Raw genomic sequence first — 18854 nt, 5'->3', positions numbered from 1 at the left:
CGGTTACTCATCGCGACTGAAGAGCGCCTCGATAAAATCGTTGGCCACGAAGGGGCGCAGGTCGTCAATCCCTTCGCCGACCCCGATATAGCGGATCGGGATCTGGAATTTGTCCGCCACCGCGAAGATGACGCCCCCTTTGGCGGTGCCGTCAAGCTTGGTGAGGGTGATACCGGTCAGGCCCACCGCCTCGCTGAACAGCTTGGCCTGGCTCAGGGCATTCTGGCCGGTGCCTGCGTCCAGGGTCAGCATGATCTCGTGAGGGGCCTCCTCGTCGAGCTTCTTCATCACCCGCACCACCTTCTTGAGCTCTTCCATCAGGTTGCTCTTGTTTTGCAGGCGACCGGCAGTATCGGCGATCAACACGTCGGCACCACGGGAGCGCGCGGCCTCGATGGCATCAAAGATGACGGAGGCAGAATCGGCACCGGTATGCTGGGCGATCACCGGGATATTGTTGCGCTGACCCCACACCTGCAGCTGCTCGACGGCAGCGGCCCGGAAGGTATCACCGGCGGCCAGCATGACGCTCTTGCCCTCGGCCTGGAACTGCTTGGCCAGTTTGCCGATGGTAGTGGTCTTGCCCACCCCATTCACACCAACCATCAGGATGACGTAGGGCTTCTTGCCGGTATCGATCACCAGCGGCTGCTCGACCTTGGCCAGCATGGCGCCCATGTCCTGCTTGAGCAGACCGTAGAGCGCCTCGGCATCCTTCAACTGCTTGCGATCCGCATGCTGCACCAGCCCTTCGATAATACGGGTCGTGGTATCTACGCCAAGATCGGCGGTCAGCAGCTGGGTCTCCAGCTCTTCAAACAGATCATCATCGATCTTCTTGCCACGGAACAGGCTGAAGAAGCCGGAACCAATGTTTTCCTTGGTGCGCACCAGGCTGCGCTTGAGACGGGCAAAGAAGCCCTCGCGCTGCGGTTTTTCCTGGGTGTCATCCTCTACGGCTGCGGCCAGTGGCAAGGCTGCCAGCGCGGCGGCTTCAGCCTCGGCGGCAATACGAGCCTCTTCCGCTGCCTGCGCCTCGGCGGCGATACGGGCCTCTTCCGCTGCCTGTGCCTCAGCGGCGATACGCGCCTCTTCTGCAGCCTGCGCTTCGGCGGCGATGCGCGCCTCTTCCGCAGCCTTTGCCTCGGCGGCGATACGGGCCTCTTCCGCAGCCTGCGCTTCGGCGGCAATGCGGGCTTCTTCCGCTGCCTTCGCTTCGGCGGCAATGCGAGCCTCTTCTGCAGCCTTCGCTTCGGCGGCGATGCGGGCTTCTTCCGCAGCCTTCGCTTCGGCGGCGATGCGGGCTTCTTCCGCAGCCTGCGCTTCGACGGCGATACGGGCCTCTTCCGCAGCCTGCGCCTCGGCGGCGATGCGGGTCTCCTCCGCTGCCTTCGCTTCGGCGGCGATGCGGGCCTCTTCGGCCGCCCGGGCTTCATCTGTCATCAGTGATTCATTGACGATCACCGGCTCCAAATCGGAGGCGCACTCCTCCACCACCAGCGGTCCTTTGGCATCGGGTTCTGCGGGTTGGCAGCATTCATCATGCCCGGCAGAGGAAGGCTCGCTGGCGGGCACCTCGGGAGAAACAGCCGGCACTGTGTCGGCGGCTGGGGTAGCAGGAACCTCAGGTTCAGCGGTAACAGGGGTGGCTTGCGGTGTCTGTGGTTGGACAGCCTCAGCCTCTTCTTTCTTGCGGCCGAAACCCAGCCAGGAAAACAAACCTTTTGCCATCTAAAAAATACTCACATCGTTGGCTGACTGCTAAGATAGCCGTCCCGGGAGGGCCGGCATAAAAATGAACTGCCTTATACTACCACTTTATTTTCTGACGATGAAACGCGATGCCCAGAGTGAAATCCAGCCGTAGCAACCCCAATAAACGCCCAGCCCAGCAAGGAAAATCGGGCTTTGTAAGAATCATCAGCGGCCAGTGGCGCGGCCGTAAATTGCCGGTCAGGGATGTAGAAGGGCTCAGGCCTACCACGGATCGCGTCAAGGAGACCATCTTCAACTGGCTGGCCCCCCACATCCGCGGTACCCGCTGCCTCGATCTGTTCGCCGGCAGCGGTGGTCTGGGTCTGGAAGCGCTGTCGCGCTACGCCGAACAGGTCACTCTGATCGAGATGGACAGAGGCGCCGCCGAGCAGATCAGACAGAACCTGACCACCCTCGGCAGCAGCCAGGGCCAGGTGATCCAGGCCGATGCGGTGAACTGGCTGCAAGGCCCGGCTACCCCGTTCGATCTGGTGTTCCTCGATCCCCCCTTTCGCCGCGAACTGCTGCCCCAGGTGTGCGATCTGCTGGAGCAGCGAGGCTGGCTGGCTCCGGATGCCCTCATCTATCTGGAGCGGGAGAAGGAGATGGCAGATCTTCCACTGCCTGCCAGCTGGCAATTACTCAAGGACAAGCAGGCCGGTCAGGTCTGCTATCAACTCTATGTGCGGGAGGTAAACGATGAAGCGGATATTTAATCTGTTGGCGATGGGGCTCATTCTGTTCTTCTGGTTCGGCGTACTGATGAGCCTGATCCTGCCCCTGCCAGGCAAACTGAACGGCTTTTTGCCGGTCTGTGGCGTGATAGTCGCCCTGCTGCACTGGGTGCAAGCCAGCATGATCAAGGCAGCCTGCAAACGCTACTTTGAGGTGACCCGGGGTGAGTTCATCGGTGTGCTCATCTTCGGCGTCTTTGGCATGGTAGACATTCGCCAGCGCCTGCAAGGGATCGTTGAAGCAGCCCAACGCGCAAACAATCCGGACAAGCAATAAAAGAAAAGGGGACGGCGGTGGCCGTCCCCTAGAGTCATGTCGTCCTGTCCCTAGAACTGCAATGCTCCCTGCAATCCCTGACGTTATCCTAATCCCTTGGAATATCCCCTTTCCAATCCATTGGCGTGTCCAGCAGCCTTCCTGGCTTGGCAATTCATCCTGAACCGCTTCACTGTCTCCATCCTGGAGGTGTCCATTACCACGTCCTGTGGGGGTCCTTGCGTCTTCCTGACCGATAACCATCCGGGTTATCTCGCTTCGTCCTGAAGCGTCCTTCTCGCATCCCGCGAGGTCCTGTTCATCCTGAAGAACGATATCCGGTTCGTTCTGCTCTCGTCCCGAGAGTGTCCTGCCGCATCCCGCGGTGTTCCCTGTTCATCCATGACGATAATCATCCTGACTACCGTGCTCATCCTGAGGTGTCCTTGCCCACATCCTGTGGACTATTCCATCTTTATTCGCTGCTCTGCATCCTGCGGAACCAGCTTCGTCCTTGTGAGACCCATACTAAGGCAATGGACTCTCCGAGCAAGGGCCATCCGTGGAGAAATATCCGCTGCCATATAGATGACAAAAAACAACCTTAAAAACTATTCCTTTAAAAACAAGCAATTAGTTAGTTTCACTAGAAAGGTCACCTTTTCTGGCATGGCTTCGCGTACGGCTTAAAGCGTTAGCGTCGCACACACCCTATGGCAGATCTCTTACATGCTTTCCCCGCCCCGAAACGGCCCGCGAAAACGGTTCAATCCAGCGAATAAAGCTTAAAAATTTGTTGAATAAATATGCTCAAAAAAGAGACAAAAAAAGAGTCGAGACCAGGCTCGACTCTTTGTGATGCTATCCGTTTGCTGTTATCAGCCTTGTACCATCAACTCACCCGGTTGGACGGGTTGAGGTAGGCCTTGCGCAAGGATTCCGGCGCCAGCACTTCCAGCTCGCCACCAATGTTGTTCAGCCAGCTGCGAAACTCGGGGGTATCCTGCACCTCGGTCTCGACTACCACGCTGCGCTTGTCATAACGCGTCATGCGGGGGTTGTTGCCGGGGATCTGGTTGTCCACCAGCGACTGGCTGTTGGCATCGATGCGACCGACAAAGCGGATCGGACCGCTCACATCCTGATAGCCCTGATCGCGGATCAGCTTCTGGATATTGAAATCCTTCGGCTGGGTCGCGCTGAAATTGGTCAGCTCGACGCTCTTGATGTGATCGAACGGGATGCCATACACCTTGGGATCCAGCTCGGACAGGGTGCAGAGCAGAACCGGCCCTTCCGGCTGGTTGAGGATCCCGAGCGGATTGATGCGATCATAGCAGAGCCACACGGTTCGCTCTTTGATCACCCGCTGGATCTCGGCGCTGAACTTGCGACCACGCCACAGAGCGTCGCGGATCAGGGTGCTGCGGCGGATCTCCGGGTTGCCGGCAAACGGACGCGGCGACTGATGCACGCTCTCGAGCCAGCGCTCGGCCAGTTCGCTCTGGCTGTCGCGGATCACCTGGCTGGCCTTGTCGACCAGCGGGTTCAGTTCGGTCAGCACGCTCGCCGGCAACAGTTGGCTCGCCTGATCACTCCAGGTTTTCAGGGCCACCGCCAGGGAGAGCGGCATGATATTGGCAAAATCGTTAAGCCCGTGGCGCTCGAAGCACCAGCCATGGGGCTTGCTGCGCTCGTCCGAGGTGAGGTCGAACAGTCCCATGCCGGACATCTCTTCCAGGTCCCGTTGCACGGTACGCAGACTGACATGAATGCCTTCCTCTTCCAGTTTTACCTGGAGTTGGCTGGCGGTCAGCTTGTAAGGGCGGTGCGGGATGCAACGCGCCAAGGTCAGTTGTCGTAACAGCTTCTTACTCATGGTGCATGCCTTCACTGGGTTAGTGTTGACTGAATGCTAGTCGTGACCTGCGACAGTCTATGACGCAAGTTTTGCCGAGACAACTGTCTCCATTTTCATACAGTCAGGCTTATCAACATGATTTATAAGAAAAAAACAAACCGGAAAGGTGGCAATTGAGGCTTTTTTGATAATAAAAAAGATAAATTTGACATGTCACGAACAAGGTCGCAGGAAGGATAAAAGAGAGAAATTATCGATTTTTAAAGCAGATTACATGGAGAGGAGGCCTGCCTCCCCTCCATTTCTCCGATCAAAACAGCCAGGACCAGGGGGACTTGGTGATGGCGGCACCGACCATATAACCAAATACCGCCAGGGCGGCGACACCGGCCACCAGCTTCTGGCCCTGCGCCGGCCGTTTGAGCGCCATGACACCGAGCCCGATGTAGACCACCAGCGCCACCAGCTTGGCCATCAGCCAAGGCTGCTGGCCCGGGCTCATCTGCAGGGCAACCGCCAGCAACACCCCGAACAGCAGCAGAAAGGTGTCGTTGATATGGGGCAGCACCTTGAGCCACTTCTGTTGCAGCCGCGCACTGCCCGCCAGGGCCAGGCCCCAGCGGTAGAGGAACAGCAGCAGGCTGACCAGCGCCAGCGTCATATGCAGGTGTTTGAGCATGGGGTAATAGGCAATCATCTTGCTTCCTTGTCGTCGTTGGGTAGCCCGCTGTTCCAGTTGTGGGCATGGATGCGCTCCTGCCCCTCCTCGTCGTCTTGCAACAGATCGGAGAGGATCTCCCGGTATTGCAGGCTCTTGTTGATATAGGTGTGTTCATCGTCCAGGTAGTTCACCTGCTCCCGCAGCAACCAGTTGTCATGCTGCTTGAAGGTCTGCCCCGCCCGCCAGGCCTGGTTGGCCCGAAAGCCGAGCTGGGTAAGAGCTTCCACCCCCAGATCCACCGCAGATCCCAGAGTTTCCCGATAGACGCTGTCGACCCCGTGGCGCAGGATCTCGTGGGCATGGGGACGATCCTGGGCACGAGCGAGGATCTTGAGGTGCGGGAAGTGTTTCCTGGCCATCTCGATCACCGCCAGCGAGGTGGCGGTATCGTTGATGGAGAGCACCAGCAGCTTCGCCTTGTGGGCGCCGGCGGCATGGAGCAAATCGATCCGGCTGGCGTCGCCATAGAAGACCTGATAGCCATATTTTCGCAGCATCTCGATCTGGCTGGCATCCTGCTCGAGGATGGTGGTGCCTATGCCGTGACCGTGCAGCAGGCGCCCCACTATCTGGCCGAAGCGACCGAAGCCCGCGATGATCACCGGGTGCTCCACCAGCTCGGGCTGCTCGTGTTGCGGCACATCCCCCTGGTTGCGATAGTCGAACCAGGGCTGGATCACCCGATCGTTGAGGATCAACAGCAGCGGAGTCAGTGCCATGGAGAGCGCCACCACCAGGGTCAGCAATGAGATGGTGTCACCGGGCAGTACCCTGTTCTGGGCCGCGAACGAAAACAGCACGAAGGCAAATTCCCCGCCCTGGGCCAGTGCCAGCGCGAAGGTCCAGCGCTGACCCGGCGAGATGCGGATGGCAAAACCAAGGGCCATCAGCACCAGCCATTTGAGCACCATCAGCCCGATCACCAGGGTCGGGATCAGGAAGGGGTGTTCGGCAAACAGACCGAAGTCGATCCCCGCCCCCACCGACATGAAGAAGAGGCCAAGCAGCAAGCCTTTGAAGGGCTCAATATCCGCCTCCAGCTCGTGGCGATATTCGCTGTCCGCCAATACTACGCCGGCGAGGAAGGAGCCCAGCGCAGGCGAAAGCCCCACCGACTCCATCAGCACGGCGATGGCGATCACCAGCAACAGGGCCGCGGCGACGAAGATCTCCCGCATATGGGACTGGGCGATGGCGCGAAATACCGGCCGCATCAGGTAGTGGCCACCCAGCACTATGCCGGAGATAGCGGCCACTACCAGCAGGCCATGCTGCCAGCCAGCCAGCTCGGTGCCACCATTGCTGACCACAGGCGCGATGGCCAGCAGCGGCAAAATCGCCAGGATGGGAATGACGGCGATATCCTGGAACAGCAATACAGCAAAAGCGGAGCGGCCGCTCTCGCTCTGCATCAGTTTTCGCTCCTGCAGGCTCTGCAGCACGATGGCGGTGGAAGAGAGCGCCAGTATGAGACCAATAGCTAGCCCCTGCTGCAGCGGCAGACCGATAAGATAAGCCACGCCGGTCAGGGCGCCGGTAGTGAGCAGCACCTGCAGGCCACCGGTACCGAGGATCGGCCCCTTCAGCTGCCACAAGAGGGCCGGGCGCAGCTCCAGCCCGACCAGAAACAACATCAGCACTACGCCAAACTCGGCGAAGTGCATCACGTCTTTTTGCTCACCCACCAACCCCAGCAGGAAGGGGCCTATGATGATCCCCGCCAGCAGGTAGCCGAGCACGGACCCCAACCCCCAGCGCTTGGCCAGCGGCACGGCGATCACCGCAGCAGAGAGATAGATGAAGGCATCAAACAGCAAACCATGTCCCATCAGCGGATCCTCCACGCGATGGCAGATCCCTGGGAGGGCATACCGGGGCAACGACCGGATCGCATACCTGTCATGAGAGCTCCTCCAGCAGATCCCGCAGATAGGGCCGCCCGGCCAGCTGCCCCGGGGTCAGCTGCTCATCGCGCAGGGCGCACAAGAGCTGACGATAATCCTGGCCGCAGCGGCGCAACGCCTCCGGATCCCGGATCTTGTGAAAAGAGTGGAGTACGAAGGGGGGCAGCCAGTGCATGCCGCACAGGGTGGCGGTCTGCTGAAAGGGCAGCAGGAAATCGAGCAGCGGACGGCTGTTGTAGCCCTCGCTGCAGTAGGATTCGGGGGCACCGCCCGTGGTGATGGCGCTGAGCCACTGCTTGCCCTTGAGGGCGTGAGCCTCGGGGCCGTAGGCGTAGCCATACTCCAGCACCAGATCCATCCACTCCTTCATGATGGCCGGGCAGGAGTACCAGTAGAAGGGGTGCTGGAAGACGATGATGTCGTGCTCCGATAGCAGTGCCTGCTCCCGTTTCACATTGATGAACATGTCGGGATAGTGGTGATAGAGGTCGTGCAGGGTCACGCCTTCCAGACCGTCGACGGCCTGCAGCAACTGCTTGTTGGCCCTGGAACTCTGCAGGGCCGGATGTGAAAAAATGACCAGAATGCGTTTCATGACAAGCCCACCGGGACAGAAGCCTCACTGCGCATGGCGCGATCGATAAAAAGGGGCGCGACGACAAGGTACATCCTGAAGATGCATGGGAAAGCGACCTTATCAGGAAGCGCCATACCCTGCCAACTCGGGGATCAGTTCACGCATCGCCGGGTTCAGGGTCTGGTGGGCAGGATAACAGAGCCCGATCCGGCGAAACATCCGCGGCCCATTCACCGGCAGGGTCTGCAATCCGGGTTCATCCTCCACCAAGCCATCGGGCAGAAAACTGATCCCCACTCCCGCCAGCACCAACGCCATCACCAGCCCCTTGCTCTCGGCCTTGGCCACCAGGTTGAGGGTGAGCCGGTCACAGGCCAGCAGGCCTATGGTCTGCTGATGGGCCTCGCAGGGCGGGCACTCAATAAAATCATGGTGTTGCAGCTCTGCCAGCTCGATGCGCGGACGACTGGCCAGCGGGTGGCCGGTGGGTACACACAGTACATAATCCTCTTCCCACAGCGGCAAGAAGATCTCGTCTTCCCGGCGCAGGGCATCCAGGGTCAGACGACAATCGGCGGGGCTATCCTGGTCGGAGAGGGTGAGATCCAGCTCCGGCAAGACCCCCTGCACCCGCTGTAGCAGAGCCGCCACCCGACGTCGGCTCAGATCCGGCATGATGGCAATATTGAGTCTCGCCCGCGTCGCTTTCTGGCGAAACAGCTCGGGCAGGCGGCGCGCCTCCTCCACCAGCTTGACCGCGTGGGGATAGAGATAGTGGGCCGGCTCCTTCGCCTCCACCCCCTTCTTGCCCCGGATAAAGAGGCTGTCACCGAGCACCTCTTCCAGCTGGCGCAACCCCGCCGAGAGGGAGGGCTGGCTAACGTGGCAACGCTCCGCCGCCGCCGTGATGTTCTTCTCTTCATAGATGGCGATGAAGAAACGCAGCAATCTCAGATCCAGCATAAGCCCAACCATAGTTTTTTCAGATGATAACCAGCGGAAAACAATATTTATCACTGATGGATGCGGAGACTATAGTGACTCCACTGCGTGCTGGCCAGCCGTCTGTTTGCCCAAACCGACCATCGAATCAGAAGGAAACATCATGTCCAAGTCCCTCGTCGTGATCACCGGTGCCTCCGCCGGGATCGGTGCCGCCATCGCCCGCGCCTTCTCCGCCGCCGGCCACCCGCTACTGCTGCTGGCCCGCCGGGTCGAGCCCATGCAGGCCCTGGGCCTGCCCGATACGCTCTGCATCGGGGTCGACGTCACCGATACAAACGCCATGAAGGCGGCCATTCAGCAGGCCGAGGCGCAATTCGGCCCGGTGGGCTGCCTGGTCAACAACGCCGGTGTCATGTTGCTGGGTCAGGCCGACGTGCAGGATCCCGCCGAATGGCAGCAGATGCTCAACATCAACGTAATGGGCGTGCTGAACGGCATCCATGGGGTGCTGGCCGGGATGAAGGAACGCCGCAGCGGCACCATCATCAACATCAGCTCCATCGCCGGTCGCAAGACCTTCCCGAACCATGCCGCCTACTGCGCCACCAAGTTCGCGGTTCACGCCCTGACCGAGAACATCCGGGAAGAGGTGGCCGATCTGGGGGTGCGGATGGTGACTATCGCCCCGGGAGCGGTGGAGACCGAGCTGCTCAGCCACACCACGGACGAGAGCATCAAGGCCGGTTACCACGACTGGAAAGAGCAGATGGGTGGCGTGATCGCACCCGAGGTGATCGCCGAGGCTGTGCTCTATGCCTGGAACCAGCCTGCCAACGTCTGCGTGCGTGAAATCGTGCTGGCGGCAACTCGTCAGCAACCTTAATCCAGCCTGACCGGAACGGCGGGGAGGGCTTGACCCTCCCCCCTGGCACAGGGTTACCATAACGCCCCAATTTCGTCAGAGTCGTTCCATGGTTCTCACTCGTCGCCAACTCGCTCATGCCCGTCGCTGGCTCCCCCTGTGGAGTCTGGTGCTGGTATTGATGTCGTTTGGCAGCCGGGCCGCGACCGACCTCTGTACCCTGAGCAGCCACTGCAGCCAGAGCGAGCGCACCCTGGAGAAAGCCATGCCGTGCGGCAGCTTTACTTCGGCGCTCTCGATGACGGTGCTCGGCAATGACAGCCTGACGGTGGCCATGCTGGAACCCGATACCCCGGATTTCCTCCCCCCTTCCCTGTTCATGCCGGACGCTCCGGCAGAACGGCTGGAGCGCCCTCCCCGCACCCGGACTTGAGTCAAAATCCCTGTTTTTGGGCATGTTTTATTCAATCTGAGGTGAGTTATGTACAAATCCCTGCTGCTGGCCCTGCTGGCCGGCACCGTCAGCTTTTCCGCTCTCGCGGCCGAGAAAATGACCGTCTACAAATCCAAATATTGCGGCTGCTGCCAGGCCTGGAACAAGCACATGGAAGAGAATGGCTTCGAACTCGAGGTCATCGAAACCGAACAGCTTGAACCGGTCAAACAGAAATACGGCATCGCCCCGCAACTGGCCTCCTGCCACACCGGGGTGGTCAACGGCTATGTGATCGAGGGACACGTGCCCGCCGCCGATGTGAAGAAGCTGCTCAAAGAGAAGCCGGCGATCCGCGGCCTGACCATTCCGGGTATGCCACAGAGCGCCCCCGGCATGGACATTCCGGGCCAACCCTACCAGGTGCTGAGCATCAGCAACGAGGGCACGACCAGAGTCTGGTCGAGCTATCCCGGCTGACGGATACTGGCCATGAACCGGCACTCCCCCATCATGTGAGGCACACCTGAGCGGACCCTTGTCGCTCATGGCCAGAGAAGAGGCCGCTATCGCGAGATAGCGGCCTTTTTTGATGGTTTTTCCTGCGATAACAAGGGACTGCTTGCAACCACCGGCGACAAGGGGCAGATTGTTGGCCAGTTCAAGGAGCCGATACGCCGGTTCGCCAACCCTGTTAACGCGCAAAGGATGCGACATGTTCCCCTTTTCTCGAGGGATTCTGCTGCTAGCCTGTCTGACAGCCGTTCCCTGTTCCTATGCCAACCAAGAGTCTGCCATGCCGAGAAGCGAAATCCCTGTCCAACCCCCCGTTGCCGCCAAACACCCGCATACGCTGAAGAAACACGGGGATACCCGGGTCGATAACTACTACTGGCTGCGCGATGACGATCGTCAGGATCCCGAGGTGCTGGCCTACCTCAAGGCCGAAAATGCCTACACCGAGGCCATGCTCCAGCCGACCAAGGCGCTGCGTGAAACCCTCTATAAGGAGATGGTGGCCCGTATTCCCCAGCAAGACGAATCCGTCCCCTACGTGAAGAACGGCTACCGCTACCAGACCCGTTACGAGCCGGGCAAGGAGTACGGCATCTATTCGCGCACCAAGCTGGGAGAGCAGGATTCCAAGCTGCTGCTCGACAGCAACCAGCGGGCCGAAGGGCACGAATTTTACGCCCTTGGGGCGCTGGAAGTGAGCCGCAACAACCGCTGGCTGGCGGTGGCGGAAGATTACCTCTCCCGCCGCCAGTACCGGATCCAGTTCCTCGATCTGGAGAGCGGCAAGTGGGCCGCGGATACCCTGGAGAACACCTCGGGCAACCTGGTGTGGGCCAACGACAGCAAAACGGTGTTCTACGTACGCAAGCACCCCAAGACCCTGCTGCCCTATCAGGTCTATCGCCACACCCTGGGCACGGATCCGGCCAGGGATGAGCTGGTCTATGAGGAGAAGGACGACAGCTTCTACGTCAGCCTCTACGCCACTACCTCGGAAGACTTCATCGTCATCAATCTCTCCAGCACCACCACCGGCGAGGCGCGCCTCATCGATGCCAACGTGCCGGAGCAGGCACCCCGTCTGTTCCTGCCGCGCAAGGTAGATCACGAATACACCCTGGATCACTACCGTGGCCGCTTCTATGTGCGCTCCAACAAGGACGGCAAGAACTTCGGCCTGTACGAGACCAAAGAGAGCCCGGTGGATCGCTGGAAGCCGGTGATCGCCCCCAATCCCGACGTGCTGCTGGAGAGCTACGCCCTGTTCCGGGACTGGCTGGTGGTGGAAGAGCGCAACCAGGGGCTGACCCGGCTGCGCCAGATCAACTGGCAGAGCGGCGAGCAGAAAGAGATCGCCTTCGACGACCCGGCCTACGTCACCTGGCTCGCCTACAACCCGGAGCCGGAGACCAGCGCCCTGCGCTATGGCTACTCCTCCATGACCACGCCCTCATCCACCTATGAGCTCGACATGGCCAGCGGCAAGCGCACCCTGCTCAAGCAGCAACCGGTGGCGGGCTTCAAGGCGGAGCAGTACGCCAGTGAGCGGCTCTGGGTGACCGCCCGGGACGGCGTGGCCGTGCCGGTCTCGCTGGTCTATCGCAAGGACAAGTTCAAGAAAAATGGCCAGACCCCCTTGCTGGTCTACGGCTATGGTTCCTACGGTGCCAGCATGGATCCCGACTTCAGCAGCTCCCGCCTGAGCCTGCTGGATCGGGGCTTCGTCTACGCCATCGCCCACATCCGTGGCGGTGAGGAGCTGGGCCGCCACTGGTACGAAGATGGCAAGCTGTTGAAAAAACAGAATACCTTCAACGACTTCATCGACGTCACCGAGTCACTGGTGGCACAGGGCTATAGCGCCAAAGATCAGGTCTATGCCATGGGAGGCAGCGCCGGCGGCCTGCTGATGGGGGCAGTGATCAATCAGGCGCCCCAGCTCTATCGCGGCGTAGTGGCCCAGGTGCCGTTCGTCGACGTGGTCACCACCATGCTGGACGAGTCCATCCCCCTCACCACTGGCGAGTACGACGAGTGGGGCAACCCGAACCAGAAGCGCTACTACGACTACATGAAGTCCTACAGCCCCTACGATCAGGTCAAGGCCCAGACCTACCCCAATCTGCTGATCACCACCGGGCTGCATGACTCCCAGGTGCAGTATTGGGAGCCTGCCAAGTGGGTGGCCAAGCTGCGGGAGCTGAAGACGGATGATAACAAGTTGTTGCTGAATACCGACATGGATGCCGGCCACGGTGGCAAGTCCGGCCGCTTCAAGGCCTATGAGGATATAGCCCTGGAGTACGCCTTTATTCTGGATCTGGCCAACCCGGCCCCCTGAGTCCATTTCACGGTAGCCCTTGCCACGCAAGGGCTACAAAAGAATCCAGACTCTCTTTTTCTCTCTTCCATTTCGCGTCGACTCCCCTTAATCTGCAACAGGGAAATGAATGATCGCGGTCATGTTTCTCGAGATTTAACTCCGTTAGTTTGCCATTTAGTTTGATTTATGTTGGCAAAATGTGCTTAATCGGAGTGCTTACAACTTTTTATCCGGCCTGCTATTGGCCAAATACCCCCGGTGGCAGGACGCCACGACAGTCACCGCAGGACGCGATGACCGCAGGCAAGGGCACCCAGGATCCCGCCCTTGTCATGCAGCACACATGAAGTAATGGCAAACCCGGCGCAGAACGGGCTTACCATCAATTTACCCGCGGATCGGGTAAACCAAATCCAAGAAAAGGGAGAAAAAATGAAAGGATTATCCTTGGCGTGCGCACTGTCGGCTGCTCTGGTCGGCGTATCATTTGGTGGTCCGGTACAGGCGCAGGAGCGCTTCGTGACCATCGGCACCGGCGGTCAAACCGGCGTCTATTATGTGGCAGGTCAGTCTATCTGCCGCTTCCTCAATCGTGGTTCCACCGAGCATGAGATCAAGTGCAACGCCCCGGCCAGCGGCGGCGGTGTCGCCAACGTCAACGGCATTCGCAGCGGCGAATTCAACTTCGGCATCATGCAGTCCGACCACCAGTACAAGGCGATGAAAGGGCTGCCCCCGTTCCAGGCCGAAGGTGCCATGGACGACATCCGTGCCGTCTTCTCCCTGCAGAGCGAAGTGTTCACCATCCTGGCCCGCAAGGACGCCAAGATCGCCGGCTTCGACGATCTGAAAGGCAAGCGCGTCAACATCGGCAACCCGGGCTCCGGCCAGCGTGACACCATGGAAGAGATCATGGCGGTCAAGGGCTGGAAGAAGAGCGACTTCGGTCTGGTCTCCGAGCTGAAACCGGCCGAGCAGGCTTCCGCGCTGGGTGACAACAACATCGACGCCATGAGCTACTTCGTCGGTCACCCGAACGGTGCCATCCAGGAAGCCTCCACCACCACGGATGCGGTACTGGTACCGGTCACCGGCGCTGACATCGACAAGCTGCTGGCCGAGAAGAGCTACTACACCAAGGCCGAGATCCCGGGTGGCCTCTACAAGGGCAGCGACAAGCCGACCCCGTCCATCGGTGGCAAGGCGGTGCTCTCTACCAGCGCCAAAACCGATCCGGAAGTGGTCTACCAGCTGGTCAAATCCGTGTTTGACAACCTGGACCGCTTCAAGCGCCTGCACCCGGCCTTCGCCGACCTGAAGGAAGCCGACATGATCAAGGTGGGGCTCTCCGCTCCGCTGCATGAAGGCGCTGCTCGCTACTACAAAGAGCGCGGCTGGCTCTGATTGAAGGCCCCAGGGCCTTTGTCACTCCTTCGACACCCGTTGGCTGCGCGGTTTGCGGCGGCGGGTGTCGTTTTTGTTGTACTCGATGGCACAAGTTGACCCTATGCAAGACAAACAACTCTCTACCGAGGAACTGATCGCCCAGGATGTAGGCGCCCGCCTGCCGCTGGGAGCCATGGGCTGGCTCATTACCGCCCTGGCACTGGCCTGGTCCCTGTTCCAGCTCTGGATCGCCTCGCCGCTCCCCTTCATTTTCGGGGTTGGCGTACTCAATGACACCGAAACGCGCGCCATTCATCTCACCTTCGCCCTGTTGCTGGCCTATCTGGTGTTTCCCGCGTTTCGCTCCTCCCCGCGGGATCGAGTCCCCCTCAGCGATATCGCGCTGGGACTGATCGCCGCCGGTGCCGCATCCTATCTGTTCGTGATGTACGAGGCGCTGGCCCAGCGTCCCGGCAACCTGACCACCTCGGATCTGGTCACCGCCTGCATCGGCATTCCCCTGCTGCTGGAAGCGGCACGCCGCGCCCTCGGCCCGGCTCTGGCGGTGATCGCCATCGTCTTCCTGGTCTACAGCCTGGCCGGCCCCTGGATGCCGGGTCTGCTGGCACACCGCGGGGTCAGCTTTACCGCGCTGGCCAATCACCAGTGGATCACCACCGAAGGGGTGTTCGGCATCGCCCTCGGGGTCTCCACCAGCTTCGTGTTCCTGTTCGTGCTGTTTGGCGCCCTGCTCGAGCGGGCCGGCGCCGGTCACTACTTCATCCAGCTCGCCTTCAGCCTGCTCGGCCACCTGCGTGGCGGCCCGGCCAAGGCGGCGGTGGTCGCCTCCGGCCTCACCGGCCTCATCTCCGGCTCCTCTATCGCCAACGTGGTCACCACGGGCACCTTCACCATCCCCATGATGAAAAAGGTGGGTTTCAGCTCCGAGAAAGCCGGGGCGGTGGAAGTGGCCTCCTCGGTCAACGGCCAGATCATGCCGCCCGTGATGGGGGCTGCGGCCTTCCTGATGGTGGAGTACGTCGGCATTCCCTACGTGGAGATCATCAAGCACGCCTTCCTGCCGGCGGCCATCTCCTACATCGCCCTGCTCTACATCGTCCATCTGGAAGCGCTCAAGCTCGGCATGCAACCCATCGGTGGCCATCAGCCCAAGCCCTGGCTGCGTCGCCTGACCGGCTTTGCCTTCGGCGCCGCCCTCATCAGCGGCCTCTCGATGGCGGTCTACTACGGTCTGGGCTGGCTCAAGCCGGCCTTGGGCGACTATGCCCTGCCGGGGATATCCCTGCTGCTGGCCGCCACCTATGTGGGCCTGCTGAAGATCGCCGCCAGCAATGAACCGCTAGCAGCCGAAGATCCCGACAAGCCGCTCACCGAGCTGCCCGACACCCGCACCGTGCTGCTCTCCGGCCTGCACTTCCTGTTGCCGGTGGTGGTACTGGTATGGTGTCTGATGATCGAGCGCCTCTCCCCCGGCCTGTCCGCCTTCTGGGGCACCGTCATGCTGGTCATCATCCTGCTGACCCAGCGTCCGCTGCTCAACTGGCTGCGCACCGACGGCAAACATGACTACGGCACCGTACGGGACGGCGTCATCGACCTGCGCGAAGGTCTGGTGGCCGGTGCCCGCAACATGATCGGCATCGGTATCGCCACTGCCACTGCCGGCATCATAGTCGGCGCCGTCTCCCAGACCGGGGTTGGCTTGGTGCTGGCCGATCTGGTGGAGATGCTCTCCATGGGCAATCTGCTGCTGATGCTGCTGCTGACTGCCCTGCTCAGCCTCATCCTAGGTATGGGGCTGCCCACCACCGCCAACTACATAGTGGTATCCAGCCTGCTGGCGCCCGTGGTGGTCACTCTGGGTCAGCAGAACGGCCTCATTGTGCCGCTCATCGCCGTGCACCTGTTCGTGTTCTATTTCGGCATCATGGCGGACGTGACCCCGCCGGTGGGGCTGGCTTCGTTCGCCGCGGCCGCCGTCTCCAAGGGTGATCCCATCAAGACCGGTATCACGGCGTTCTACTACAGCCTGCGTACCGCGGCACTGCCGTTCCTGTTCATCTTCAACACGGATCTGCTGCTGATCGACGTGGACTTTGCCCACGGGGTGATGATCTTCATCGTGGCTACCATCGCCATGCTGATCTTCGCCGCCGCAACCCAGGGCTACTTCCTGGTGAAGAGCCGCTGGTACGAGAGCGTGTTGTTGCTGCTGGTCGCCTTTACCCTGTTCCGCCCCGGCTTCTGGATGGACATGGTGCACGATCCCTATCGCGAGACGCCACCCGCCCAGCTGGCCCAGACTATGGGTGAACTGGAGGTGGAGAGCACCTTGCGGCTGCGGGTCCAAGGGGAAGATGCGGTGGGCAAACCCCGCAAGTTCACCCTGCTGGTTGCCGTGCCAGATGGTGCCAACGGTGAAGAGCGTCTGGCCAATCTGGGCCTGAGCCTCTATGAACAGGATGGCAAGACCCTGATCGACAACGTGGCCTTCGGCAGCCCTGCCGCCGGCATGGGGCTGGAGTTTGACCAAGAGATCCTCGCCGTCAAGGCTCCGACCGATCGCTGGAACAAGGAGCTGATGTGGCTCCCGGGTTTCCTGCTGTTCGGGGTCATCGTCTGGCTGCAACGCCGACGCCTGGCACCACAACCTGCTTGATCCCTGACAGGGCCGCGTGATGCGGCCCTGTTTTTTTGTCCGGCATAGACCATGGCGGCGAAGGTGGCCCAAGAGGAAAAACGGCCCCCAAAAAAAGTGGGGTGACATTTCCATGTCACCCCCTCGCAAATAGCATGTTCCATATTGGAGTCCGGCCACGCCGGATGCCTTGCCCCACTTCCCCAGAGTCCGCTACCCATCCGAAGTCAGTGTCGATTGCAGCGATGCAGTCGACCGGTCACCCTTTGTTGCCTTCATCCACACGGCAGACGGGCCGCCGTGTTTGTCCTTGCAAGTGAAATATTACGCAGACAAATAAAATAAAAAAACGTTTTTATGCCCTGAAGTTCCCGTGTTGATACAAAAAACCGCCTTCACATTAACAATAATTCATTTAAAAACAGCAAGATAAGGAAATGAATAGCTATTCACCCGCACGGAGGATAAGCAAAGGCGTACAAGGCTTTGCGAGATCTCGCACAAAAAACACCCGCCTCACAGCCAGCGCTTCAGGGGCAACCAGTCACTGAGTCGGGCCACCAGTCGCCGGGGCCAGCCATCGATTTTGCGGGGTGCGCTACTGGCCTGCTCCTGCCAGTGCATCAGCCACGACCTCAGCTGCTCGCACAAGGTCGGGCAACGCAGGTGCAGCATCAGCTCGGTGTTGAGAAACAGCGAGCGGGGATCGAGGTTAAGGCTGCCAAACAGTGCCCGTTCCCGCCCCAGCAGGATCAGCTTGGCATGCAGGCTGTGGCTGTCATCGCCAAACTCGTGCACCTGGATCCCCTGCCGCAACAGCCAGCCGCGATAGCGTCGGTAGGCGCCATAGACCAGAGGCACATCCGTGCTGGCCAGGGAGTTGGTGAGGATATCGATGGTCACGCCCCGCTGACGCAACTGCAACAGGCGGCGGCGAAAGCCACGGGTCAGGATGAGGTAAGGGGTCACCAACGACAATGAGTGCGGATTGTCTGCCAGTCGCTGCCACAGCTGGCGGGCCGTGGCGGGTCGCGAGATCAATCCCTTTCCGGGCCGGTCGAACCACACCTCCGCCACACCGTCGTGCCACTGCAGCGCCAGGGGTTCATCGACAAACAGGTTGGCCGGCAATGAATAGACGGCGGCAATGGCCGGATCCGTCATGGTGAGCAGGAAGTCATTGACCACCCGGGCCTCGGCGGGCAGCGGGGAGCGTCGCAACAGGTGGCGAATGGGATGGCTCCAGCGGCTGTGCCAGAACTGGGCAAATCCCTGCGCCATCTCCTGACACAGCGCTCCCCGGCAGGCGAGATCCAGATCCACAAAGGGGGGTTGATCGTCGAGATGGAAGTAGCGATCACCGATGTTGCGACCGCCGATCAGCGCCAGCCTGCCATCCACCAGCAGCAGCTTGTTGTGCATGCGGTGATTGATGCGGCGAAAGCTGAATAGCCCCTCCAGTAGCAGTGCCAGGGGTCGCCAGCCCCGCAACCAGAAGGGGTTGAACAGGCGCACCTCGATCCCCGGCTCGTGGGCCACCATCTCCAGAAAGCGGTTGTCGCCAGCATAGAGATCATCCACCAGCAGCTCGACCCTGACCCCGCGCCTGGCGGCATGGAGCAGTTCGCTGAGCAGCAGCTTGCCGCTGCTGTCCTCTTCCCAGCTGTAGTACTGGGCCTGGATCCGCTCGCGAGCAGTGCGGATCCACTGACAGCGCACCTTGAGTGCCAGCAGGGGATCCGCGATCAGGGCGAAGGATCCCGGGATCATGCTGTCATCCTGTTGTCATCGGGGAGTGTCATAACGCTGGCAAGCCTCTCTGAATAGCAAGCAAGGAGCTGCTGATGGAACTGCACGATACCCCGATGGTGCGCTATCTCGACCAGTCAGGCCAGCCAGATGTCGTCCCGACCACCGACCCC

15 protein-coding genes are annotated in these 18854 nt (G+C 60.6%); 8 read left to right on the top strand and 7 right to left on the bottom strand.

Annotation, left to right across the window (positions count from 1 at the left end; genetic code table 11):
• Window positions 1-3: 3 nt before the first annotated feature.
• The gene (ftsY, locus tag BN1123_RS18910; RefSeq protein WP_042029001.1) at window positions 4-1731 is read right to left on the bottom strand and encodes a signal recognition particle-docking protein FtsY; all 1728 of its coding nucleotides are present in this window, start codon (window positions 1729-1731) and stop codon (window positions 4-6) included.
• Between the two features lie 110 nt (window positions 1732-1841).
• Here ftsY and rsmD point away from each other — a divergent pair, with 110 nt between their 5' ends.
• Window positions 1842-2471 (top strand): 16S rRNA (guanine(966)-N(2))-methyltransferase RsmD, encoded by a 630-nt coding sequence (gene rsmD / locus BN1123_RS18905; RefSeq protein WP_042028999.1) that lies wholly within the window; start codon window positions 1842-1844, stop codon window positions 2469-2471.
• Window positions 2455-2766, top strand: coding sequence for a DUF1145 domain-containing protein (locus BN1123_RS18900; RefSeq protein WP_042028997.1), 312 nt, complete (start codon window positions 2455-2457; stop codon window positions 2764-2766). Before rsmD ends, BN1123_RS18900 begins: the two co-directional genes overlap by 17 nt.
• A gap of 871 nt (window positions 2767-3637) precedes the next feature.
• Here BN1123_RS18900 and BN1123_RS18895 read toward each other — a convergent pair.
• The 5 genes from BN1123_RS18895 to BN1123_RS18875 form a co-directional block, all read right to left on the bottom strand.
• Complete coding sequence (locus BN1123_RS18895) at window positions 3638-4624, bottom strand: helix-turn-helix transcriptional regulator (RefSeq protein ID WP_026456656.1); 987 nt, start codon at window positions 4622-4624, stop codon at window positions 3638-3640.
• A gap of 292 nt (window positions 4625-4916) precedes the next feature.
• The gene (locus BN1123_RS18890; protein ID WP_042028995.1) at window positions 4917-5303 is read right to left on the bottom strand and encodes a SirB2 family protein; all 387 of its coding nucleotides are present in this window, start codon (window positions 5301-5303) and stop codon (window positions 4917-4919) included.
• Entirely contained in the window at window positions 5300-7156 is a 1857-nt protein-coding gene (locus BN1123_RS18885; RefSeq protein ID WP_042028994.1) for a monovalent cation:proton antiporter-2 (CPA2) family protein, read from the bottom strand. The genes BN1123_RS18890 and BN1123_RS18885 overlap by 4 nt, the downstream gene beginning before the upstream one ends.
• A 70-nt stretch (window positions 7157-7226) precedes the next feature.
• On the bottom strand, window positions 7227-7826 hold the full coding sequence (gene kefF / locus BN1123_RS18880; RefSeq protein ID WP_042028993.1) for a glutathione-regulated potassium-efflux system oxidoreductase KefF: 600 nt from the start codon (window positions 7824-7826) through the stop codon (window positions 7227-7229).
• 102 nt (window positions 7827-7928) lie between these two features.
• Window positions 7929-8771 (bottom strand): LysR family transcriptional regulator, encoded by an 843-nt coding sequence (locus BN1123_RS18875; RefSeq protein ID WP_042028992.1) that lies wholly within the window; start codon window positions 8769-8771, stop codon window positions 7929-7931.
• 142 nt (window positions 8772-8913) lie between these two features.
• On the opposite strand from BN1123_RS18875, the gene BN1123_RS18870 reads away from it, so the two are divergent.
• The 6 genes from BN1123_RS18870 (at window position 8914) to BN1123_RS18845 (ending at window position 16953) form a co-directional block, all read left to right on the top strand.
• On the top strand, window positions 8914-9636 hold the full coding sequence (locus BN1123_RS18870) for an SDR family oxidoreductase (RefSeq protein ID WP_042028990.1): 723 nt from the start codon (window positions 8914-8916) through the stop codon (window positions 9634-9636).
• Window positions 9637-9724: 88 nt separating this feature from the next.
• Window positions 9725-10048, top strand: coding sequence for a hypothetical protein (locus BN1123_RS18865; protein WP_042028987.1), 324 nt, complete (start codon window positions 9725-9727; stop codon window positions 10046-10048).
• A 48-nt stretch (window positions 10049-10096) separates the two neighbouring features.
• Entirely contained in the window at window positions 10097-10528 is a 432-nt protein-coding gene (locus BN1123_RS18860) for a DUF411 domain-containing protein (RefSeq protein WP_042028986.1), read from the top strand.
• Between the two features lie 235 nt (window positions 10529-10763).
• Window positions 10764-12905 carry a S9 family peptidase gene (locus BN1123_RS18855; protein ID WP_042028985.1) on the top strand — a complete coding sequence of 714 codons (2142 nt, stop codon included), beginning with the start codon at window positions 10764-10766 and terminating at the stop codon, window positions 12903-12905.
• 414 nt (window positions 12906-13319) lie between these two features.
• Complete coding sequence (locus BN1123_RS18850) at window positions 13320-14291, top strand: TAXI family TRAP transporter solute-binding subunit (protein ID WP_026457441.1); 972 nt, start codon at window positions 13320-13322, stop codon at window positions 14289-14291.
• Between the two features lie 103 nt (window positions 14292-14394).
• On the top strand, window positions 14395-16953 hold the full coding sequence (locus BN1123_RS18845; RefSeq protein ID WP_042028984.1) for a TRAP transporter permease: 2559 nt from the start codon (window positions 14395-14397) through the stop codon (window positions 16951-16953).
• A gap of 495 nt (window positions 16954-17448) precedes the next feature.
• Here the strand turns inward: BN1123_RS18845 and BN1123_RS18840 are convergent, their stop codons facing one another.
• Complete coding sequence (locus BN1123_RS18840; protein WP_042028982.1) at window positions 17449-18702, bottom strand: phospholipase D-like domain-containing protein; 1254 nt, start codon at window positions 18700-18702, stop codon at window positions 17449-17451.
• Between the last annotated feature and the right edge of the window lie 152 nt (window positions 18703-18854).

The organism is Aeromonas enteropelogenes, from assembly GCF_000819845.1.
GTDB classification, from domain to species: domain Bacteria; phylum Pseudomonadota; class Gammaproteobacteria; order Enterobacterales; family Aeromonadaceae; genus Aeromonas; species Aeromonas enteropelogenes.
Note: the sequence above shows the minus strand (reverse complement) of the source record. Positions and strands in the feature narration are given on the sequence as shown.